Genomic DNA, 21,760 nt, shown 5'->3' with positions numbered 1-21,760 from the left:
GAAAGCGGCATATCAAAACCTAAAATTCACCCCAACCAGAAAATTCCTGCCTGCTTGCGGGAAGTAAAAATTCTCCTGCGTTAATGCGCCGCCTGCGAAATATCCGTACGTATATCCGTTGGATTCGTATTTTTCTTCCAGCACATTATTGACCAGCAAATTGAAGGAAATCTCTCTCGCCCAGGTTGGTCGGATCGTCCAGGAAAGGCGGACGTCATTGGTAAAGTAAGCGTCCAGCTTGCGGGTTTCAGATGATGTGTTGTCCAGATATTGCTTGCTTACATATTTGCTTAGCAATGCCAGTTCCAGGTCTTTTCTGATAATGTAAGTCAGCTGGCTTCCGGCGATGGCGTTGGGCGAGAAAGAAATGTCGGATTTTCCGTGGTTGATCATGTTGTAATCGCCGGTGTCGTAATTGATGACATACTCGGTGAAATTATTGATCTTATTTTGGCTGAATGTTGCGTTTACATTCCATTTCAAGGTTTTGCTTAATGCAATGGCACCTTCCAGCTCGATGCCCATGCGGTAACTTTTTGGCACATTTACTCGGATAGCGTTGCCCACGTCATTGATCTGGCCGGTCAATACGAGTTGATTTTTATAAGCCATCAAATAATAGTTCGCCGAGAAAGCCCAGATGCCGCGCTGCGTTTTGAAACCTGCTTCCACATTCTGCAGTCGTTCGCTTTTTGGAAATAAACCAGCCGTTGATGAAGTAAAATCATCCCGGTTAGGCTCGCGGTTTCCTACGCTATAAGAGGCATAAACTGAACTTTGATCCGCCAACTGATAGGTTAAGCCAGCTTTTGGATTAAAAAATGAATAGGCTTCATCCGTTGCCAGGGCGATCTGATCATTGTCCGTTCCCTTAATGTTGTGACTTACACTTCTGAACTGCAAATCGGCGAACGCATTGAGTTTGGGCGTCAGCTGATAGTAAACCTTTCCGTAAATGTTAAAATCCTTCTTAATGCCTTTGCTGTAATAATATTGATGGTCGTTTTCAATGTTCCCGGCATTGCGCGCCCACACAATTCGGCCATAATGGTCGCCGTCATATTTGTTATAACCGCCGCCAAAGCTTGCAGTCAGCTTTTTAAAACTGTTGTATTCCAATGAAAATGTAGAGCCGTAAAAGTAATTATCCAGCCAGCGGCGACGGATCAGATCCGTGCTCGTAAGCGTATCCTGGCCGATAACCACATTGGGCAAATTGTAATTGCTGTAATCGTCGCCCATTCTGGATTGCTCATAATAACCCAAGCCGCGAACCAGAAATGCATTGAGGTTAAAGATCCATTTATCGCTCAGATTATGCGATGAAACGATCTGGTAATGATCCTGGCGGTAATTATCCACCTCGTTTTTATAAGTGTAGGAATTGTAAGTCCGGTTATCCGAATCGAGCAGGTTCTGCGCATCTTTTTCGCCCAGACCATTGCGATCAATATAGCTCAAAACGCCTTCCCGATCGCCGCGCAACTTGGCTTCCGGCACGCCATTCCAGGATTGGTAAGTCCGCTCGTTGCCCGAAAACACATTTACCCGCACAAAACTCTTTTTACCAAAAAAGCCTCCCGACAAATAATAAGAATGCAATTCCGAAGAAGCCCGGTCCACATAACCATCCGAAGACACCCGCGATAGTCTCGCATCAAAGGTGAATTTATCCTTAATCAGCCCGGAACCGACTTTCAATGTGTTTTTGAATGTATTGAATGAGCCATAAGAATTGTTCAGCTCCGCATAAGCTTCTTCGCGGAATGCATTTGTATTAATGTTCACCGAAGCACCGAAAGCCCCTGCGCCATTGGTAGAAGTGCCCACGCCACGCTGGATTTGAATGCTGCTAACCGACGAAGCAAAATCCGGCATATTAACCCAAAAAACACCCTGGCTTTCGGCATCATTGTAAGGAATCCCGTTTACCGTCACATTAATGCGCGTCGCATCCGAGCCGCGGATGCGGATGCCCGAGTAACCGATGCCCGCACCCGCATCACTCGTGCTCACGAGCGAAGGCGTGAAGTTGAGCAGAACGGGTAAATCCTGTCCAAGATTTTGTTTATCAATAGCTTCGGCAGAAACCGTGCTGTATGCCATGGCCGATTTGTCGTTGGCGCGGGTGGCGTTAATGATCACTTCATCCGCCTGGAAAGTGCTTTTGGAAAGCTTTATTTCCAATTGGTTTTCGGAAGAAAGGGGTAATTTTTGAGTTTGGTAACCGATGTAGGAAACTTCGAGGATGGCGATGTTCTCTGCAATGTTCTTTAAGCTGAAATTCCCTGAACCATCGGTCTGCGTGCCGCGGATTTCACCTGCCTTGATGGTTGCGCCGGGCAGTGGTTTTCCATCTTCCGCATCGGTAACGCGGCCGGAAATGGAGCGTTGCGCGAACGCAGAACGGAATGATAATGTGGTGATTATGAATATAAACAGATAGGTAGTAACGTTTCGCATTGCGATTTTTGGGTTACAACAGGCAGGGGCCACCTATCAAATGGTTGCTTTTTCTCTCCCTACGCCGGCATTACCCGGATCAGGTTCATGGGTTTGATCTCAGCCCGTTCGGTAGGGCACCCCTTGAGATTATCCTGCAAAGCTACGCCGGAACAGCGGATGATTCAAGCTTTTCCTTATTTTTACATAACATATAAAACCAACCTAACTTCAGGAATGACGAACTATACAGACACAATTGAATTGAATGCTTCGCGGGCTGCGATGGAACTGGAATATCGCTATGGGGCGCATAATTATAAGCCGATGCCTGTCGTGCTGGAACGTGGGCTGGGTGTGCATGTGTGGGATGTGGAAGGGAAACAATATCTGGATTTTCTGTCTGCTTATAGTGCTGTTAGTCAGGGACATTGTCATCCGAAAATCGTAGAGGCGATGGTTGCGCAGGCGCAGAAGCTGACGCTTACTTCGCGGGCTTTTTATAATGATAAGCTGGGTGAATGTGAGAAATTTCTTTGTGAGTATTTTGGCTTTGATAAAGCATTAATGATGAATTCCGGCGTGGAAGGCGGGGAAACGGCATTGAAGCTGACGAGAAAATGGGCTTATAAAGTAAAAGGAATTGAGCCCAATAAGGCCAAAACGATTTACGCTTCGGGCAATTTCTGGGGAAGAACATTGGCTGCGATTTCTGCTTCCACCGACCCTTCGAGCACGAATGATTACGGGCCGTTTTTGCCAGGTTTTGAGATAATCCCTTTTGATGATCTCGAAGCATTAGAAAATGCATTTAAATCCGATCCGAACATTGCAGGTTTTATGGTCGAGCCGATCCAGGGCGAGGCTGGCGTCGTAGTTCCTCAGGAGGGTTATCTCAAAGGCGTCCGGGACCTTTGTACCAAATACAATGTGCTTTTCATCGCCGACGAAGTGCAAACTGGCATCGGGCGAACAGGGAAACGTCTTGCCTGCGATTGGGAAGGCGTTAAGCCGGACATTCTGGTGCTTGGAAAAGCACTTTCAGGAGGTGTAATGCCTGTTTCTGCAGCATTGGCGGATGATGAAGTGATGCTGACGATCGCGCCGGGCGAGCACGGTTCGACATATGGCGGAAACCCTCTGGCTTGTGCCGTCACGGTGGCCGCTTTGCAGGTTGTTATTGACGAAAATCTCGCGGATAATGCGGAGAAAATGGGCCAGCTTTTCAGAAACAGAACAATGGATTTGCAAAAGCAATGTTCTCTGATTGAAGTCGTTAGAGGAAAGGGTCTTTTGAATGCGATCGTGATCAATGATACGGAAGACAGCCACACGGCCATGGATCTTTGTTACAAAATGATGGAAAAAGGGTTGTTATGTAAGCCGACGCATGGTAACAAAATCCGCTTTGCGCCGCCTTTGGTCATCAACGAAGAACAAATGAATGAGGCTTGTGACATTATAGAGCAGGTATTTTTAGAAAATGCATAGCCGTTTATGAAAATAAAACTATTTCTGGCCATCCTGCTGACAAGTGCGGCGGTGATTTCTTGCAAAGAAAAAAACGTGGATCCCGCGACTGAAACGGAGACGAATCAGTGGATTTATGAGAACATGAAATATTGGTATTACTGGAATGATGACATGACCACCAAGCCAGATTATACCAAAGATCCCGCCTCGTTTTTTGAATCATTGCTTTATAAATACGACGCCACATTGCGGCCCGACGGCGACCGGTTTTCCTGGATACAGGAAAGCGCCGAGGAGCTGGAAGCATCCCTGGGAGGCCAGTCGAAGGCGTCCGGGATGGAATATAAGCTGACTTATTTCCCAACAGGCACCCAGAATGTGATCGGCGTGGTGCTTTACGTGCTGCCCGATTCCCCTGCGGCCAAAGCGGGCTTCAAAAGGGGCGATATTTTTAACAGCATTAACGATCAGAAACTTACCGGCAGCAATTACAGCAAACTACTGAATTCGCAGGAGAAGCTCACTTATACATTGGCAACGCTCTCCGCCGATGGTGTTTTGACGGACGGGACAACCAAGCGTGAAGTTACGCCGGTGGTGTTGCAGGAAGATCCTGTTTTCTTTGACACGCTTTACAACATTGGCGCAAACCGGATCGGCTATGTGGTTTACCATCAGTTTATTCCAGAGCCTTACCAAGCCGACAACAAGCAATATGACAAGAAGCTGGATGCTATTTTTACCAAATTCAAAGATGCGAATGTCAATGCGTTGATCGTGGACTTGCGCTATAATCCGGGTGGTTATGTGAGTTCAGCGACCAACTTTGCGAGTCTTATCGCCAAAGCGACGGCCAGTGATATTTTTTATTACAAAGAATACAACACGGAGGTTACGGAGACAAACATGAAGAAATTCGGTGAAACTTATTTCTATGACAAGTTTGCCAGCAAAAGCCAGAACATTGGTAATCAGCTGAATGACGTGGTTTTCCTGGTGTCTTCACGCTCGGCTTCCGCGAGTGAGTTGCTGATCAACGGTTTGAAACCTTATATGAATGTGACGCTCGTTGGCGGGAAAACGGTTGGCAAGAATGTAGGTTCGGTGACGTTGACAGATTCCAAAAAGAAAGTAAAATGGGGCTTGCAGCCTATTGTTTCAAAATCTTTGAACAAGGATAAAAAGTCGGATTACAGCATCGGTTTTACGCCGGACATTGCGGCGAGCGAGGGCAACCTGCTTTATCCTTACGGGAATCCCAAAGATCCTTTGCTGGGTGAGGCGCTTTTCAAGATCACCGGAAACCGCATTGTCAGACAAAAAAATGCCCGGACAGTGCAGGAGGAAGAGGATCAGGAGATTATATCGACAATAAGCCGGAAAGCAGGCGGCAGCAATATGTTCTATGATAAATAGATTTCCGAGGGCACAGTTTTTGTAATTAATGCTGCAAACAAACATTAAACTAAACTGAGCTTTATGGGAATCATAACATGGATCATCGTCGGCCTCATTGCGGGCGCAATTGCAAAAGCCATTCACCCAGGAAAAGATCCGGGCGGCTTTATCGTCACCATTTTGATTGGTATCGCGGGTGCAGTCATAGGTGGCTGGATTTCTTCCATGCTGGGCTACGGAACAGTGGATGGTTTCAATATCGGAAGTCTTTTTATAGCGATTTTGGGGGCGGTAATTCTGCTCTTTATTTATAGAAAGTTCAGCACGAGGTCTTAACCGGCTTATCCTGAAATGAATGGTGGAGGAACATGTTCAAACTGTTCTCCCACCATTTTTTATTGCTATTTTTACAAATTGCAATGCGAATGCAATGCCGATGCAATGCCAAAGTTCCTAACTGATTGACTCATGAAGCTGGTTAACGATATGACTGTCTGGTTTTTGAAGCGACGCTTCGAAAGGATCGAGCAGTTTATGAAAAACCCGATTGAAACCCAGGAGCGCGTTTTTTCTGAATTAATTGAAACCGCGCGTTATACGGAATGGGGGAGTAAATACAATTATGGCCAGATCCGGAATGTCAAAGAGTTCCAGGACCAGGTGCCCGTTTCAACTTACGAAGAAATTTATCCCTATATTGAACGCGTCCTGCGGGGTGAGCCGAATGTGATGTGGCCGTCGCAGATCGACTGGTTCTCAAAGTCTTCCGGGACTACCAATGCAAGAAGCAAGTTCCTGCCCGTTTCGCCCGAGGCGCTGGAAGAATGCCATTACGAAGGCGGTAAGGATATGATGACATTGCTTATCAATAACCGGCCTGATACGCGGGTTTTTGATGGTAAAGGTTTGTCGATAGGGGGCACATTGCATGCCAATCCATTTGATGATTACACCCAAATCGGCGACGTTTCGGCGGTTATTATGCAAAATCTGCCTTCCTGGGCCGAGTTTATGCGAACGCCGCCGCTGGATGTTGCCTTAATGGATCATTGGGAAAGCAAATTGGAAAAAATGGCGTCCATATGCTCTCAGGAGGATGTAACAAGCATTCTCGGCGTTCCAACGTGGACCATTGTGCTGCTGGATCAGATTCTCGAACTGACGGGCAAGAAAAATATGCTTGAAGTTTGGCCTAATTTCGAGGTTTTCGTCCACGGCGCGGTTTCTTTTGAGCCATACAGGGATCTCTTTATGACCAAATATTTCCCTTCCGACCAGGTTTTATATCTCGAAACTTACAGTGCTTCCGAAGGGTTTTTTGCCATCCAGGACGACGTAAATCGCGTTGGGGAAATGCTGTTAATGCTGGATTATGGCATTTTTTACGAGTTTGTGCCCGTTGAAGAAGTCGGTAAGCCGCATCCGAAGGCGTTGCTTTTGGATGAGGTTGAGATCGGTAAAAATTACGCGCTGGTTATTTCTACAAATGCTGGCTTATGGCGCTATCTGATTGGGGACACGGTGAAATTTACTTCAACTTATCCATTCAGGTTGAAAGTAAGCGGCCGGACGAAGCATTTTATCAATGCATTTGGTGAGGAGGTAATTGTGGAGAATGCGGATTATGCAGTTAAAATAGCAACTCAAAAAACCGATTCGCTGGTGGCCAATTACACAGCCGGGCCCGTTTACATGGGCGACGGCTCGCGCGGAAGGCACGAGTGGATCATTGAATTTACCAAAGAGCCCGACGACCGCGAACATTTCATCGCCTTGCTCGACGAAGCGTTGCGCGAAGTTAATTCAGATTACGACGCCAAACGATACAAAGATATGGCGCTGCTGATGCCCAAAGTCCATTTTGTTCCATCGGGCACATTCTATGCCTGGATGGGAAAACTCCACAAGCTGGGCGGACAAAACAAGGTTCCAAGACTAAGCAACAGCCGGGAATATCTGGATGATCTGCTGGCAAGTTTATAGCACATGATCCCTATTTATCTCAAAATCAAAGGTCTGTATTCCTACCAGACCGAGCAGGAAATCCATTTTAATGCATTAACGGACGCATCATTGTTCGGGATTTTTGGCGCGGTAGGAAGCGGAAAATCATCCATACTTGAAGCAATCACATTCGCCTTGTACGGCGACACCGAGCGGCTCAATAGCAAGGGCGACGACCGCACGTACAACATGATGAACCTCCGTTCGGATGAGTTAGCCATTGATTTTGAGTGCATTGCAGGGAAAAATGGAGATCGTTACCGTTTCACCGTTCGGGGAAAACGGAATAGTAAAAATTTCAAAGACGTAAAAACCTTCGACCGTCGCGGCTATGTGTGGCAGGACGAAAACTGGGTGCCGCTTCCGGAAAATGAGAATGCAGAAACGATCATTGACCTGAGCTATGACAATTTTCGGCGCACGATCATTATCCCTCAGGGCCGTTTCCAGGAATTCATCGAGCTGCGCGACGCCGACCGGACGCGGATGATGAAAGAGCTTTTTCAGCTCGAAAAATATGATTTGAGCCGGAATGTTGGCTCCTTAACCAAGCAAAATGACCTCGCCATGTCCAATGTGGACGGCCAGCTGACAGGCGTAGGCGAAGTGACAGGCGAAATGGTGGCAGCGGAAGAAAAGCGGCGGGAAGAAGTCAGGCTTGAAATCGAGAAAGTAAGCGAAGAGCTGCGCATCCAAACCGAACTGGAAACGGCATTTCAAAAATTGAAATTGACCGCTTTAAAAGTCAGGTTGCTGCAAACGCAGCTGCAAACATTAGAAGCCGAGCGTCCGGTTATGCTGGAACGGGAGGCGATGTTGAAGATCTTCGAAACGTGCTCTATTCATTTCAAATCCATTTTAGATCAAAAAAATACATTGAATGCCGGCATCGCCCGGGATCAGAAAATAGTTGATAACAACAAAATACGCCTGGACGAGCTCACAAGGCTGGCCGAAAAACAACAGGAGTTACTAACCCGCCTGCAACCGCAATACGAAAAGCGTGAAGAACTGCTTGATACGGCGGATGAGCTGGAAAAGATCATTCTAATCCTTGATAACAGGGTTTTTGCGGAAAAAAGGAAAGATGCGTTAACGCGTGGAAATGAGCAACTGAAAGAAAAAGAAGCATCCATAGCCCGCTTAACCAAACAGAAACAGGAAAAAGAATCTGAAAATGAGCAGCGTAAAAATGCCCTTTCGGACATTCAGGAAATTAGTGAGATCAAGGCCTGGTTCACGACTTGCGATGCATTAATTGAAAAGCGGCAATCCGTAAAAACCGAAGCGGAAACATTACAGGCGGACATTACTGCCCAGCAACAAATGTTAATTGCGAAAATCGACGACATTAATTCCAAATTCCAGCTTAATCTTGCTGAAAATGCTACACTAGAAGCTTTTCAGCAGTCTATCCAAACATTTTTAACTCATTCAGAAGCAGAAACGAGGGATAAAAACCGGGAACTGCTTTCGCTTCATACCAAACTCGCATTGTATCAATATGCAGGCGCGATTGTGGACGGCGAACCTTGTCCACTGTGCGGATCGGAGCATCATCCGGCTGTTTTGCATGCGGACCATGCTGTTAGCGAGCACATTAGAGTTGCGGCAGGCGTGCTTGCAACATTAGCCGCGCAGGAAAAAGCCATCCGCACATCCCAGGCGCCGGTTGAAAGAATTTACAATCAAATCGACAATCTCGAAAAGCTGAAAGCGACCATTAAGCAGCGCTGGACGGACGCAAAAATGCAGATTGAAGCACATGAGAAGCTTTTTGTTTGGAATAAATTTGATAAAAATGATCGTGCGGGTTTTGAAAAGCATTTTACAGAGATTACTAAAAATCAGTCTGAAATAAAGGAGGCGGACGCGGCGATTAAGGCTTTGTCTTTGAAAATCGAAACAGAGAATCTTGAAAAAACGGAGAAGATTGAGAAGCCGTTGCAAAGTTTGAAAGATGAAATCCTGCGCTTTGAAAACACAGTTCTAACATTGGCAGGCCAACTTCAAAAGGTCAATCTGCGCGAATTTGAAGATCAACCGAAAGCAGCAATTTTAGAAAAAATTACAGCCTTTAAAAGCAGTTATAAAGAAATCACCAGCCTGTTTGAAAAATCAGAAAAGGATCTTGATGGAGTGCAGAAAGAAAAAGATGTGCTCTCCGGTGCCCAGCAGACATTAAAAACAACATTGGATTCCAGTCGGCGCGACCTCGCTGAATTGCAAATCACTGTGGAGGCGCAGTTAAGGGCATTCAATTTCGAATCCGAAGATCAGGTTAAATCCATTTTGCAAAAGCCTATTCAGATTGAGTCCGAAAGAAAAGCAATTGAGACGTTTAAATATGCTCTGGATACGACTTCACGGGATCTGGACAATCTTTTGAAGGAAAATACGGAGCAGCAATACGATCCTGAGCAGCACGAAACGGTCATTAAGGCCAGGGAAACATTAACCGAAAACCTCAATGCATTCCGTAAAGAAGAAGGCGGATTGGACCGGTTACTGAAAAAAATGGCCGAAGATCTGGCTAAAAAAGCAGCATTACTAACCGAAAAAGCCCGTTTGCAATTACGAAAAGAACATCTGGACGATCTTACCAAGCTGTTCCGTTCCAGCGGTTTTGTGGATTATGCATCCAGCATTTACCTCCAAAATCTCATCCAGGCCGCCAACCATCGCTTCCATCAAATGACGCATCAGCAGCTGCATCTGGAATTGGGCGAAGGCAACAGTTTCTGGGTCCGCGATTTGCTCAACGGCGGACATTTGCGCTTGCTGAAAACATTATCAGGCGGCCAGAAATTTCAGGCCGCGCTGTCATTAGCATTAGCCCTTGCCGATCACATTCACGTCAGGAACGGTTCGAAGCATAATTTCTTCTTCCTGGATGAAGGCTTTGGCTCGTTGGATAAAAATGCATTGCAAACTGTTTTTGAAACCCTGAAATCGTTGCGGAAGGAGAATCGGATAGTTGGCATCATCAGCCATGTGGAAGACCTGCAACAGGAGATTCAAACGTATCTGAGCATTGAGGAAACAGAAGAAGGAAGCCGGATTGTGCCTAGTTGGAAGTGATAAATCCCGGAGGGATGCAACATCGGTAGAAATGCAAAATGATGATAAACGTCAAATCCCGGAGGGATGAAACGTTGTGCACAATGTTTCATCCCTCCGGGATTTGACGTTTATCACGCGCCCTTTTGTTGCTACCAATATTGTATCCCTCCGGGATTTGACGTTTATCACGTGCCCTTTTTTGCTACCGATGTTGTATCCCTCCGGGATTTTAAAACCAGCGACTTACACTAAAAGATATCAGATAATCTGCAAATGCAGCGTCGCCATGCGATTTTCCAGTAACATCCTGCTTGTCAGCATAGCTTTTCGTTCTGTTGCGGTAGAGGGCGATGGGGACGGAGAGGGATGCTGAAAATTTGTTTTTGATGTAGGCAACGCCTGGTTCGCCGGAAATTACGTATCCCGGACGGCGGTAACCCTTGCTGCTGCCGATCAAATCGTCAGAAGGAACGCCTTCGGCGCGACCGCCTAGCAATACGGAAAATCCACCACCTAATGACTGGCTTACACCAAGGCGCGCTGCAAATTGGTCTACGGCAGCGAAATAGCCTACGACGGGGTCGATAGTCGCCGATTGCGGGTTCCGGTTGACGCCGTTATGCTCTTTTGGATTGGACAAATAGAAACCGTTGAAATATAGCGCCGTCCGGGGCGTAAAGGAAAGGTATCCCTGCGTTTCCAGAAAGAATCCGACAGCGCCGTCGCCAAGCTGGATCGACTGATCCACCGGTTTTACGATCGTGTAATCATTGCCTTCCTTGTCCAGTTTGTGAAATTCACCTTCCACCGCCTTATCGCCAGTTGGAAGTTTAATGCCACCGCCGATGGCAACATTGAATTTCGGCATTTTCATGGGATCCCGTAGCCAGTAACTTGTAGAAATTCTCAAATCACCAATTCCTTTGGAGCTTGTATGAAAGCGTTTTTGCTCCGGATTCGCAGTAATAGCATTTCCATAATGTTCGTATAGCGACGAGCGGTCATTGTGCTGAACAGGCAATGTTACCGAAATAGACCAACGCATATTAGGCTGATAAGTAAGTCCTAAGTCCAGTGCATGCGCCACATTAATCACCTCCGTTCCCTGTTCCACGCGCTCCTTCTCTTCATGGTCGCCGCGGAAATGTTTGTATGACCTGAAAAAGCGATATCCGGCATTCACCTGGAATTTGCCGTTTTGTTGTTTAAAGAAATCCGCAGAAGTCGCGCCGGCATGGCTCATGCCGCGAATAGCCACACAGCCTTGGGCGAAAATATCATTTGTAGATTGCGTGATCAAAAGGCACACCGTAAACAGGAGTGTAAATATATTTTTCATTGTCTTAGAATTTTAGAAGATAAAATGGAACATAGCAGCAGCAATTCCCAAACAGGAAGCTGAGCCACAGTTATTTATAAAGTCCTTAAAAACTAAGACAATTCAGGCGGAGGCGATTCGGCCAGACGGGGGGAAGATGGTAATAAAGCGAAATAGTCGGGGAAAGAAACGGAATTGGTCAGCTGATAGCATTCAAAGGCCAGCTGTGAGCGCGTTTCAATGGGCAAATAACTTTTGACCAGGTCATTAAGTAGTTTCAGCGCTCGCTTAGATGGTGATTTTTTAGCCAGATCACTTTCCGGCAAATCATTCATACTGCCCGCTAGCTCAAAGAACCGTTCACGCGCCGAGGCGTTGGACTGGAGTGTAACGAACAGGGTATCGTTCTCGATTTTTTGATGAACAACATTGTAAAATTCACCATCTTTTTTGATCAGACCGGCCGTTCCATCTTCGTTTTCCCAGGAAGTCGTATAAGGAAGAGACGGCGCAGGAATGGCCAAAACTTCGTGTTTTAAAGCAATTTCGGACTTTTCGGCAGTTTCAAATTCCCTATCAAAACATAGCACGGCAACAGCTAGTCCAAACGTGTTGTACAAGAGTAAACCCAGAAGCGCTATGGATAGAAGTCTTTTCAAAAAATCTAAATTTTTCCAAAAATAGTATAGTATTTACGATTTATCTATATACGCTGATATTAAAAAATGGTTTGTGGGTGTAAACGCAGCCTGTCATTGTATGTAACATTAAAATGTATATTTGGGTACAATTTGCCCTACACGAGTTTATGCTTTTAGAGAATTTCTACGAGTCTTTTAGTTCCTGGTTTGCAGCGAAATTATCGGACAAAAACTGGTTGTTGAAACTGGCGCTTTTGTCTGTCCTGATTTCTCTTTTTCTCGCATTTCCGCCTTATTCGCTGCTTGTCTCACATCTGAAAACCAATGGTGCAAAACTCGATGCATGGGTTTTTATCCAAAATCAGGCACAAGATCTTTTTCATCCGAAAGACATGGACTACGATGTCCGCCGTGAAAATATGATCCTGAGATGGACATTGCCGTTCCTGTCATTCATTACCAATCATAATGTAGTCCTGATCCTGATGGCGCAGGCGTTATGCGGTGTATTATTTCTTCATAATATTGGCAAGTATATTTTTAAGGTTTCGGGGGACAAAGTGATCACCGGTTTTTTTGTCCTTGCCATTGCAAATATCTTCGTCAGTGTCTGGACATTCGCAGACATTCACGGCTACGGTGATGGTTTTGCCTACTTTTTCCTGCTGACAGCATTGCTTAGCCGTAACCCTTTCGTCATTTTTATTTCATTACAAATTGCCTTTTTTACGGACGAGCGGGCGGTTGTCGCGGGCGGTTATCTGCTGCTTTGGTGGATTGTTGTAAAAGCTTACGAAAAGAACGATTTCAGCCCTTCAGGGATGATTAAGGCCGGATTGCTGGGCGAGAGTGCTGTTGTATGGATCGCCTGGATCTGTTATTTCGGAGTCCGGAATTATGTTCTGGCTACCTACTTTCCCAATCACAGCTATTCAACCATCGGAACGCCCGTTTTGTTTGCCAGCGCACACCGGAACGGGCTTGGCAGCAGCATCTGGTCGGCTTTTGAAGGGACCTGGCTGTTAATGGGAAGTGCTTTGCTGGCGTTATTCCTCACCAGGCGTTACTGGCTGATCGGCGCATTGTTTATTGGCTTTTCAATCCTCGTAGCAACAGGCATTTACGTACATGATATCGACCGGGCGCTTTCCTATGGTTTCCCTTTTATACTTGCCGCATTTTTCATTTTGTATAAAACGGCGTCCCTATCGTCATTGAAGCTTATACTTTTTTTTACAATGCTCATTTGTGTCGGGCATCCGCAGGTTTTTTATATGGGTTATAACAAGATTTTATGGCTGGAACCACTTCCTATGAAGTTATTCATGCTGTTGGATCAAACGATGTCCTGGAATCTATTTCGCTGAAAATTATAAAACGCTCTTACCCGTAAATCTATTTATGCCACAATTAGTTGAGTTAAACACTTTCAATACCGGTGCAGGCAATCTGACGGTCTTTGAAAAGATCATCCCGGGCACAATCAAACGTGTATTTTACATTTATGGAGCCGGGGAAACCCAGCGTGGCGGGCACAGGCATCACAAAACATGGAATGCGCTGATCTGCATTCACGGAAGCTGTCGGGTGTATTCCAATGATGGAGAAAAAGAGGAGTATTTCGATCTCGATAACCCTGCATCCTGCCTCATTCTGGAACCCAAAGACTGGCACATTATGGACTCATTTACGCAAGACGCCATCCTGCTGGTGCTTTCCAACGAGTACTACGACGTTGCCGACTACATTGACGAACCATATTTGCAGAAACACACCGTATCGCAATGATCCCTTTCCTGGATTTGAACGAGGTTAATGCACCTTACCTTGATGCCATTGAAGAAGCCTCGCTGCGCGTAATCCGGTCGGGCTGGTATATTCTGGGAAATGAGCTGAAAGCTTTTGAGAGATCATTTGCAAGTTATTGTGGCGTAGCACATTGCGTGGGCGTGGCCAATGGCCTTGATGCCATTGGTTTGATTCTCATGGCTTACGAATTTCCCGGGGAGAGCGAGATAATTGTTCCTGCAAACACCTATATCGCATCGGTTTTGCCGGTTGCTTATTTAGGGTTCAAACCCATTTTTGTGGAGCCGGATCCGGTTACTATGCTTCTGGATCCTGATAAAATTGCTGAAAAGATTACCTCAAAAACCAGGGCGATCATTGCAGTAGATCTTTACGGGCGCATTTGCGAAATGGAACCGATCATGGCGCTTGCCCGAATGCATGGCCTGAAAGTAATTACCGACGCCGCCCAGGCGCACGGTGCGATCTATCAAAATAAAAAAGCCGGCAGCATGGCCGACGCAACAGCATTCAGTTTTTATCCTACCAAAAATCTGGGTGCGCTTGGTGACGCGGGTGCTGTTACAACGGCAGACGAAGCGCTGGCTGAAAAGATCCGATATCTGCGTAATTACGGGTCGCAGGTTCGGTATAAAAGTGATTATCAGGGTGTTAATAGTCGGTTGGATGAAATTCAAGCTGCGATATTAAACGTCAAACTTCCCTTTCTCGACGCGGAAAATGATCGGAGAAGAGAAATTGCAGCGCGTTATTTAAGTGAAATCAAAGTAACGGATTTGATTTTACCGCCAGCTGACCGCATTCAGGATGATGCGTGGCATTTGTTTGTGATCAGGCATCCGGATCGCTCCAGATTGATCGCATATCTGGATGCTAATGGCATTCAAACCAATGTGCATTATCCTTTGCCCATCCACAAGCAGCAGGCTTTTTCGGAATATAACGATTTGATATTGCCGATAACGGAAAGAATTCACAACGAAGTGATTAGTTTGCCATTAAATGCGGTGCTAACGAACGAGGAGGTTACTTATATCATTCAAACCGTTAACCAATTCGATTATCAGCAATGAAATTATCCGTTGTCATTCCGGTATATAACAGCGAAAAAACGATCGGGCCGCTCGTGGAAACTTTGCAGACCGCATTGGCGGAGGTCAGTTTTGAAATAGTGATGGTAAATGACGGCAGCAGGGATGGCTCGGAAAAAGTCTGCAAGCAACTGGCCGAGCATTATGCCAATGTCCGTTTCATCTCGCTGCGCCGGAATTACGGCGAATTCAATGCGGTCATTTGCGGCCTGAACTGGGCATACGGCGATTATTGCGTCATGATCGACGATGATTTTCAGAACCCGCCGGAAGAGATTTTGAAACTGATAAAGGTGGCCGAAAACGATGGTAATGATGTGGTTTACACTTATTATTCCAAAAAAGAACATTCAGTAGGGCGTAATCTGGGAAGCAAGCTGGTCAACTGGCTCACGAGTTATCTGCTGAACAAACCAAAGGACCTTTACTTGTCGAGTTTCAAGCTGATCCGTCAGGAGGTTGTGCAGGAAATTACGAAATACAAAGGCCCTTACCCATACATTGACGGGCTCATTTTCAGGATCACGCGCAACATCGGAACCGTTCAGGTTACCCACTTAAAGCGGGAAGAGGGAGCCTCCAATTATACCTGGCAGAAGCTTATTTCCTTGTTTCTCAATATCTTATTTTGCTATTCTTCTCTCCCTATCCGCATATTTTTGCCCATCGGTCTGGGTTTGTCCCTGTTCGGATTTCTGCTGCTTTGCTATCTTACCGTACAATGGGTGATGGGGCCTGATCCAAAAGGCTGGCAAGTCGTCACCGCGACATTAATCTCCATCGGCGGCATTCAATGCACATTACTGAGTGTTTTAGGAGAGTATATCGGTAAAAGTTTTATGGCGCAGAGCGGTCAGCCTCAATATGTTATAAAATACAATAGCGCGGAGGCCATATGATCGATAACAGACTCGAGTACCAGCGCATGTATGAGGTGGAGCGGATGCTATGGTGGTATCAGGTGCTGCACGAAAAGGTTTTAAATGCGATTAAAGCGCATTTCGGCATTGGTAAGCATAACCTTAAAATACTCGATGCTGCGTGCGGAACAGGCGGTTTATTGTCATTTTTGACAGACGCCGGATATGCTGATCTCGCCGGATTTGACTACTCGCAGCACGCCATTGATTTTTCCCGGGAGCGAAATCTGAATGTTGGTTTCGGCGATTTAAAGAACGTCAATGCGTTTCAACCGGGCGAGACGTTTGACCTGATTTCCTGCAACGATGCGCTTTATTTCCTAACCGATGAAGAAATCATTCAGGCGTTAGCAGGATTCAAAAGAAAGCTTAACAAAAATGGTCTGATCATTATTAACATTCATGCGTTTGAAGCCTTTTCCGGCACACATGACTTGGCCGTTGGGAGTTTCAGGAGGTTTAAGCTGGAACAATTTATACATTATGCAAAAGCCTCGGGATTAGTCATCAAGCACAACACTTACTGGCCCTTCGCATTGTCGCTGCCCATTTTAGCTGTCCGGCAATGGCAAAATTACCAGATCCGCAAGCAGAAGATTAATACGGAACATTTGGATTCGGACGTGAAATTTCCTGGTAAACTGGTCAATTCCATTTTAAAAGGCATCACCAAAACCGAGCAGTTACTGATCCCGAGAGCGCCATTTGGCAGCTCTTTGTTTATGACATTGGTTTGCAAAGATTAGCATCGCACTGGCTATTTTTTGGAGAAACCTGCATTATTGATCTTTTCAAACAGATCTTTCACTTCACCGATCCGCGTAGCGCCGTTCATTTCGAAATAGAGAAAGGTTTCCAGATCGCCGCGATGCATCGCCTGGTTCATATCGCCGCTTTGTGACTTATGCGCTGCCTTAACCCAGTCCGCTACGATCATATAACTGTGTTTTTTATCTTCCCCAAAACCGTAAGTCCGGTCAAATTCGAAAATCGGGGCTGTTAAGCTGATCGCTGTTTCGGGATAACCATCCAGCCGGGTGAATTTAGAAATAGTGCCTTTGTTTTGCGTTTGCCCGCCCAATACAATGGGTTTTTTATCACCTTTAAAGCGCTGAACAGCCCTTATAGCGCTGATTGAGGCCGTTTTATGATGGGCGTGCTGGCCCTCATTTGGAACCAGGCAAAAGACATAGTCATAATTTCCTTTCGCCAGAATTTCATCAAGGCGACTTTCTACATATTTAATGTTCCAGTTTTTCCCTTCCAGATAGGGCTTTTCGTTGCGGTTGTAATAATCATCAAGCTGGTCCAGGAAGAAAAAGTTGCCAATGCCCAGCACTTCGCCGGCAGCCAGGATTTCCTTTTTTCGGATCAAAGGCAGATGTTTCCTGCCAACGACAGAATCCACCAGGCTCATGCCATAATAGGACGATGCCACGAGCCCGTTATAACCGCCTGATGCATCCGTAATTAAGGCAAGGTCGGCCGACCCTTTCAGTTCGTGCGTAATTTTGAAAATGGTCACTGGGAATGTTGTCTCGTCATCAGGATGTGCCGTAACAAGCAATACGCGAGGACTTTGTGCGTGTGCGGCAATGGTAATGATGAAGAAAATGAAAAGATAAATGTTTTTCATGCGGACGATTTCTTAAAGTGAAGTGTTATCAGGATAATTTACAAAATTTACATGACATGGATTTACAACTGAAAGGGAAAACGGCATTTATCAGCGGTTCTACCCAGGGAATAGGCTTTGCAATTGCTCAAAATTTATTGAAAGAAGGGGCTAATGTCGTGATCAACGGCAGAACACAATCGAAAGTAGCGGAGGCTGTTCAGCGCCTGCAAGAAAATAATCCATCCGGCGCTGTTTCTGGTTTGGCAGCCGATTTTTCCAAAGTAGAAGAAGTGAATGCGTTGCTGGAAAACCTTCCTGAAATTGATATACTGATCAACAATGCCGGAATATTTGAGCCTCAGGCATTTACAGACATTACGGACGCGGATTGGTTCAAGTTTTTTGAAGTGAATGTGCTCAGCGGTGTGCGCTTATCCCGTCACTATTTTCCAAAAATGATCGCGAAGGATTGGGGCCGTATCATCTTCATTTCCAGCGAATCGGCAGTGAACATCCCCGAAGAAATGATTCATTACGGCATGACCAAAACGGCTCAGCTGGCTGCAAGCAGGGGATTGGCCGAATTGACAAAGGGCACAAATGTTACGGTTAATTCCGTGCTGCCGGGGCCAACCAAATCGGAAGGCGTGGCGGAATTTGTCAAACAACTTGGTGCTGCAAATAACGTCTCAACAGAACAAGCAGAAACGGATTTCTTTAAGGATGCGCGCCCTACTTCGTTGCTGCAACGCTTTACATCGGTTGAAGAAATAGCGAACCTGGTTACTTATGTGGCTAGTCCGCTGTCTTCCGGCACCAATGGCTCGGCGTTGAAAGTGGATGGTGGCGTTGCCAAATTTATTATCTAGTGAATTGACTATCATGGTGTTGCATGTATTTGACTAAAAATGGTTTATTTTGGAACAATCGTTCTGTAATAATTGTCTGTTAATTATGGCACGTACCAAAGCATTTGAACCCGTAGAGAAGCTGGAAAGAGCGAAGGATATTTTTTGGCAAAAAGGATATCAGGCAACCTCCATGCAGGATCTTGTAGACACCATGGGCCTGAACCGAGGCAGCATTTATGACACTTATGGAGACAAGCACAGCTTGTTTTTAATGTGTCTGAAAAGCTATTCGGACGGCATGCTGAATGATTACTTGCAGGCAACCGACGCTGCAAAGTCTCCTGTTAAAGCGATTGAAAAGATCATTAAAAGAGCTGCCGCCAGGACCATCGAGGAAGGAAAAACTTGCATGGGCGTGAAATCGGCCTTTGAGCTTGCTTCGGATGACGAAGAAGTGCATGCGATATTAAAAGAAAATACAGGCAGCGTTGTGAACGTGCTCAAAGACCTGATCAGAAAGGCTCAAAAAGCAGATGAGATTAATGCAAAAAGAGATCCTGCCGTGCTGGCCAATTTTATCGTTTCCAATTTTACGGGATTCTGGCAACTGTTTCTCGTATATGGGGATCCGGAAATGTTGAAACAGCAGGCCGACTTTCTGATCAGGTCGATAAAAAAGTAAGATGAATGCCGATTATGGAACAGCCGTTCCGTAATTATTTTTGAACAGATAGCCATGTTAGATACTATTAAAGAGACAACTTATAAATCGAGCTCTATAAAAATCAGCAAGCAGGGAAGCCCTTCCGTGCTTACATACAGCAAGGATATACTGGACCAACCCGGCCCGGGCGAAGTGCTGCTCAGGCAGGCCGCTATCGGATTGAACTTCGTGGATACGTATTTCAGAAGCGGCATGTTTCCTGTTAAATCGTTCCCTTATGTGCCTGGAGTTGAGGCTGCCGGGGTTATAGAAGCAATCGGGCCGTGGGTTACTGATTTCAAAGTCGGCGATCGTGTGGCTTATCATTTTATTCCGGGCGCTTATGCCGAAATGCGCATGATAGGAACGCACCAGCTTGTGCATGTTCCCGATGATGTTAGCCTGGAAGAAGCTGCTGCCATTATGGTGAAGGGATTTACAGCCAGAATGTTGGTGAAAGAATCCTTCAAAGTCAAACGCGGCGATGTAGTGCTTGTACACGCTGCTGCGGGCGGCGTAGGGTCACTCGTTGCTGGCTGGGCCAAAGCGCTGGGTGCGACGGTGATCGGAACGGTGGGTTCGGAAGGAAAAAAGCAGACGGCGCTTGACAATGGTGCAGATCATGTTCTTCTGGTGGGCTGTGAGGGTTTTGCGAAATCGGTTTTGGCAATTACAGATGGAAAGGGAGTGGATGTGGTGTATGACGGTGTTGGTAAGGACACATTTTCTGAATCTGTTGGAATTGTGAAAAAAGGCGGAAAGATCGTGTTGTATGGGTCCTCATCAGGTCAGCCCGAACACATTGATCATGCAGCTTTACGCGCAAAGTCGATTGCTATGCTTACACCGGTGCTGAATGCTTACATTTCGGATTACGATAGTTTGCATTTGTTTGCCAGCGATACATTCTCAGCATTGCAAGCGGGGATATTTGGCAAAATAAACATTACAAAATATCCGCTTTCGGAAGCAGCACAGGCACATAGCGACATTGAATCGCGCAAAACGAAAGGGTCCGTGATAATGATCCCGTAGGCACTAGGAAGCCGTTTTTATTGCTGAGACCTTTTCCCAGACTATGCCCGTGAGCATGCCAACAATACTGGCGAGCAGGCCGAAGATCAGCGGCGGATATGCTGTTTCCATGTATGCGCAAACCAGCCATGCGACCAGGCCTGCGAGCATTGACAAAATGCAACCCAACTGATTCGTGGCTTTCCAGTAAAGGCCGGCTGCGAGTGGAACAAACAGGGATACCAGGCTGAAAGCGGAGGATTCTGCAACCAGTTCAAAAATGCTGTCGCCCCGAACGGCCATCACAATACATATGCCCGTAATCACCACAATACCACAGCGAATGATGCGGAGCAATTGCTGGTCGGTTAATGTTGGGTTGAAAAATTTGAAAATATTCTCTCCCAAAACGGCTGCCGGGGCCATAATCGCGCTGCTCGTCGTGCTGAGGATCGCAGAAACCAATGCACCGAAAAACACGATTTGCAAAGGCAGTCCCATATGCTTTAAGATCATATTAGGAATGATCAGCTGCCCATCATTGTCCGATTCTGGGTAAAGATGATGGCCGCATAAGCCTATGAACAGGGGAAGCAATGCCACTGTCAGGTACATGAGCGATGACAATAATGTTGCTTTTACCGAAACGTTAGCGGATTTGGCAGACATAACCCTTTGAAAAACATCCTGTTGTGGAATTGATCCCAGTCCGATCGTGATCCAGGCAGCGAAATATTCTACGGACGCCTTGAATGTAAAATCCGGGTAAAACTTAAAAAAACCTGGCGGTGCAGCTTCAATCAGCGGCGTAAAACCACCGACTTTATTGTAAAGAACGGTTGCCACAATGGCGAGGCCGACGATGATCATAATCGTTTGCACAAAGTCCGTAATGGAGATCGACCACATTCCGCCCCAGATCGTGTAAAGGATCACGACCACGGAACTGCCTAAAATACAAGTCATTAAGGACCAGCCCAGCACGACTTTCAAGACAATGCCCATCGCAAGCAACTGCGCGGCAATCCAGCTGAAATAAGAAGGAATGATTAAAAGAGCCGACAGCAGCTCGGCGTTGCGACCATACCGGATCCTGAAAAAGTCGCAGAAGGTGATAATGTTCATTTTATAGAATCGCCTGGCAAAAAATAATCCCACCAGCAACAGGCACAACGAAGCGCCAAACGGGTCTTCAATGACGCCTAATACACCATGCTCAACGAATTCCGTGGGTGCGCCCATAATGGTTTCTGAGCCGAACCACGTAGCGAAAGTTGCGGAAGCGGCCAATATGAGCGGTAGCCGCCGGCCTGCCAGAACAAAATCCTGTGTTGTCGAAATTCTGCGGGACGCCCAAAGGCCAATGCCCAGGTTAGCCAGCAGATATGCGAGAATGGAAACAGCAAGCATTGAAA

At 46.2% G+C, this 21,760-nt stretch carries 18 protein-coding genes and 1 riboswitch; of the genes, 13 read left to right on the top strand and 5 right to left on the bottom strand.

The genetic code is table 11. From position 1 onward, the window contains the following. Positions 1 to 12 precede the first annotated feature (12 nt). Entirely contained in the window at positions 13 to 2,463 is a 2,451-nt protein-coding gene (locus LZG74_RS23625) for a TonB-dependent receptor (protein ID WP_233798964.1), read from the bottom strand. A gap of 40 nt (positions 2,464 to 2,503) precedes the next feature. Next, positions 2,504 to 2,597, bottom strand: a riboswitch (TPP riboswitch). An 82-nt stretch (positions 2,598 to 2,679) separates the two neighbouring features. Here LZG74_RS23625 and rocD point away from each other — a divergent pair. The 5 genes from rocD (at position 2,680) to LZG74_RS23600 (ending at position 10,398) form a co-directional block, all read left to right on the top strand. After that, positions 2,680 to 3,933 carry an ornithine--oxo-acid transaminase gene (gene rocD, locus LZG74_RS23620; protein WP_304488690.1) on the top strand — a complete coding sequence of 418 codons (1,254 nt, stop codon included), beginning with the start codon at positions 2,680 to 2,682 and terminating at the stop codon, positions 3,931 to 3,933. Between the two features lie 6 nt (positions 3,934 to 3,939). Then, complete coding sequence (locus tag LZG74_RS23615) at positions 3,940 to 5,331, top strand: S41 family peptidase (protein ID WP_233798963.1); 1,392 nt, start codon at positions 3,940 to 3,942, stop codon at positions 5,329 to 5,331. 63 nt (positions 5,332 to 5,394) lie between these two features. Beyond that, a complete protein-coding gene (locus LZG74_RS23610) occupies positions 5,395 to 5,649 on the top strand; it encodes a GlsB/YeaQ/YmgE family stress response membrane protein (RefSeq protein ID WP_026631826.1) in 255 nt (84 codons plus the stop codon). 132 nt (positions 5,650 to 5,781) lie between these two features. After that, entirely contained in the window at positions 5,782 to 7,296 is a 1,515-nt protein-coding gene (locus tag LZG74_RS23605) for a GH3 auxin-responsive promoter family protein (protein ID WP_233798962.1), read from the top strand. A gap of 3 nt (positions 7,297 to 7,299) precedes the next feature. Then, positions 7,300 to 10,398: an SMC family ATPase gene (locus LZG74_RS23600; protein ID WP_233798961.1), complete on the top strand. Its 3,099-nt coding sequence runs from the start codon at positions 7,300 to 7,302 to the stop codon at positions 10,396 to 10,398. 211 nt (positions 10,399 to 10,609) lie between these two features. On the opposite strand, the gene LZG74_RS23595 is transcribed toward LZG74_RS23600, so the two are convergent. Next, on the bottom strand, positions 10,610 to 11,719 hold the full coding sequence (locus LZG74_RS23595) for a hypothetical protein (RefSeq protein WP_233798960.1): 1,110 nt from the start codon (positions 11,717 to 11,719) through the stop codon (positions 10,610 to 10,612). A 92-nt stretch (positions 11,720 to 11,811) separates the two neighbouring features. Next, entirely contained in the window at positions 11,812 to 12,357 is a 546-nt protein-coding gene (locus LZG74_RS23590) for a hypothetical protein (RefSeq protein ID WP_233798959.1), read from the bottom strand. Between the two features lie 149 nt (positions 12,358 to 12,506). Here LZG74_RS23590 and LZG74_RS23585 point away from each other — a divergent pair, with 149 nt between their 5' ends. From LZG74_RS23585 to LZG74_RS23565, 5 genes are read left to right on the top strand one after another with little or no spacing between them, the layout of a single operon-like run. Then, the gene (locus LZG74_RS23585; RefSeq protein ID WP_233798958.1) at positions 12,507 to 13,706 is read left to right on the top strand and encodes a hypothetical protein; all 1,200 of its coding nucleotides are present in this window, start codon (positions 12,507 to 12,509) and stop codon (positions 13,704 to 13,706) included. 34 nt (positions 13,707 to 13,740) lie between these two features. After that, positions 13,741 to 14,127 carry an FdtA/QdtA family cupin domain-containing protein gene (locus LZG74_RS23580; RefSeq protein WP_233798957.1) on the top strand — a complete coding sequence of 129 codons (387 nt, stop codon included), beginning with the start codon at positions 13,741 to 13,743 and terminating at the stop codon, positions 14,125 to 14,127. Beyond that, positions 14,124 to 15,221: a DegT/DnrJ/EryC1/StrS aminotransferase family protein gene (locus LZG74_RS23575; RefSeq protein WP_233798956.1), complete on the top strand. Its 1,098-nt coding sequence runs from the start codon at positions 14,124 to 14,126 to the stop codon at positions 15,219 to 15,221. The genes LZG74_RS23580 and LZG74_RS23575 overlap by 4 nt, the downstream gene beginning before the upstream one ends. After that, complete coding sequence (locus tag LZG74_RS23570; protein WP_233798955.1) at positions 15,218 to 16,138, top strand: glycosyltransferase family 2 protein; 921 nt, start codon at positions 15,218 to 15,220, stop codon at positions 16,136 to 16,138. The genes LZG74_RS23575 and LZG74_RS23570 overlap by 4 nt, the downstream gene beginning before the upstream one ends. Further along, entirely contained in the window at positions 16,135 to 16,905 is a 771-nt protein-coding gene (locus LZG74_RS23565; RefSeq protein WP_233798954.1) for a class I SAM-dependent methyltransferase, read from the top strand. Before LZG74_RS23570 ends, LZG74_RS23565 begins: the two co-directional genes overlap by 4 nt. Before the next feature lie 11 nt (positions 16,906 to 16,916). Here the strand turns inward: LZG74_RS23565 and LZG74_RS23560 are convergent, their stop codons facing one another. Beyond that, positions 16,917 to 17,795, bottom strand: coding sequence for a PIG-L family deacetylase (locus LZG74_RS23560; RefSeq protein ID WP_233798953.1), 879 nt, complete (start codon positions 17,793 to 17,795; stop codon positions 16,917 to 16,919). 56 nt (positions 17,796 to 17,851) lie between these two features. Between LZG74_RS23560 and LZG74_RS23555 the strand changes: the two genes are divergently transcribed. From LZG74_RS23555 to LZG74_RS23545, 3 genes are all read left to right on the top strand, one after another. Further along, a complete protein-coding gene (locus tag LZG74_RS23555) occupies positions 17,852 to 18,646 on the top strand; it encodes an SDR family NAD(P)-dependent oxidoreductase (RefSeq protein WP_233798952.1) in 795 nt (264 codons plus the stop codon). 85 nt (positions 18,647 to 18,731) lie between these two features. Further along, positions 18,732 to 19,310, top strand: a complete 579-nt coding sequence (locus tag LZG74_RS23550) for a TetR/AcrR family transcriptional regulator (protein ID WP_233798951.1) — start codon at positions 18,732 to 18,734, stop codon at positions 19,308 to 19,310. A gap of 54 nt (positions 19,311 to 19,364) precedes the next feature. Beyond that, positions 19,365 to 20,366: a quinone oxidoreductase gene (locus LZG74_RS23545; RefSeq protein ID WP_233798950.1), complete on the top strand. Its 1,002-nt coding sequence runs from the start codon at positions 19,365 to 19,367 to the stop codon at positions 20,364 to 20,366. Positions 20,367 to 20,369: 3 nt separating this feature from the next. Here the strand turns inward: LZG74_RS23545 and LZG74_RS23540 are convergent, their stop codons facing one another. Further along, a complete protein-coding gene (locus tag LZG74_RS23540; RefSeq protein WP_233798949.1) occupies positions 20,370 to 21,755 on the bottom strand; it encodes a sodium:solute symporter family protein in 1,386 nt (461 codons plus the stop codon). Positions 21,756 to 21,760 lie beyond the last annotated feature (5 nt).

It is taken from the genome of Dyadobacter sp. CY327 (assembly GCF_021390415.1).
Lineage (GTDB): Bacteria > Bacteroidota > Bacteroidia > Cytophagales > Spirosomataceae > Dyadobacter > Dyadobacter chenhuakuii.
This window is presented reverse-complemented; position numbering and strand designations above follow the sequence as displayed.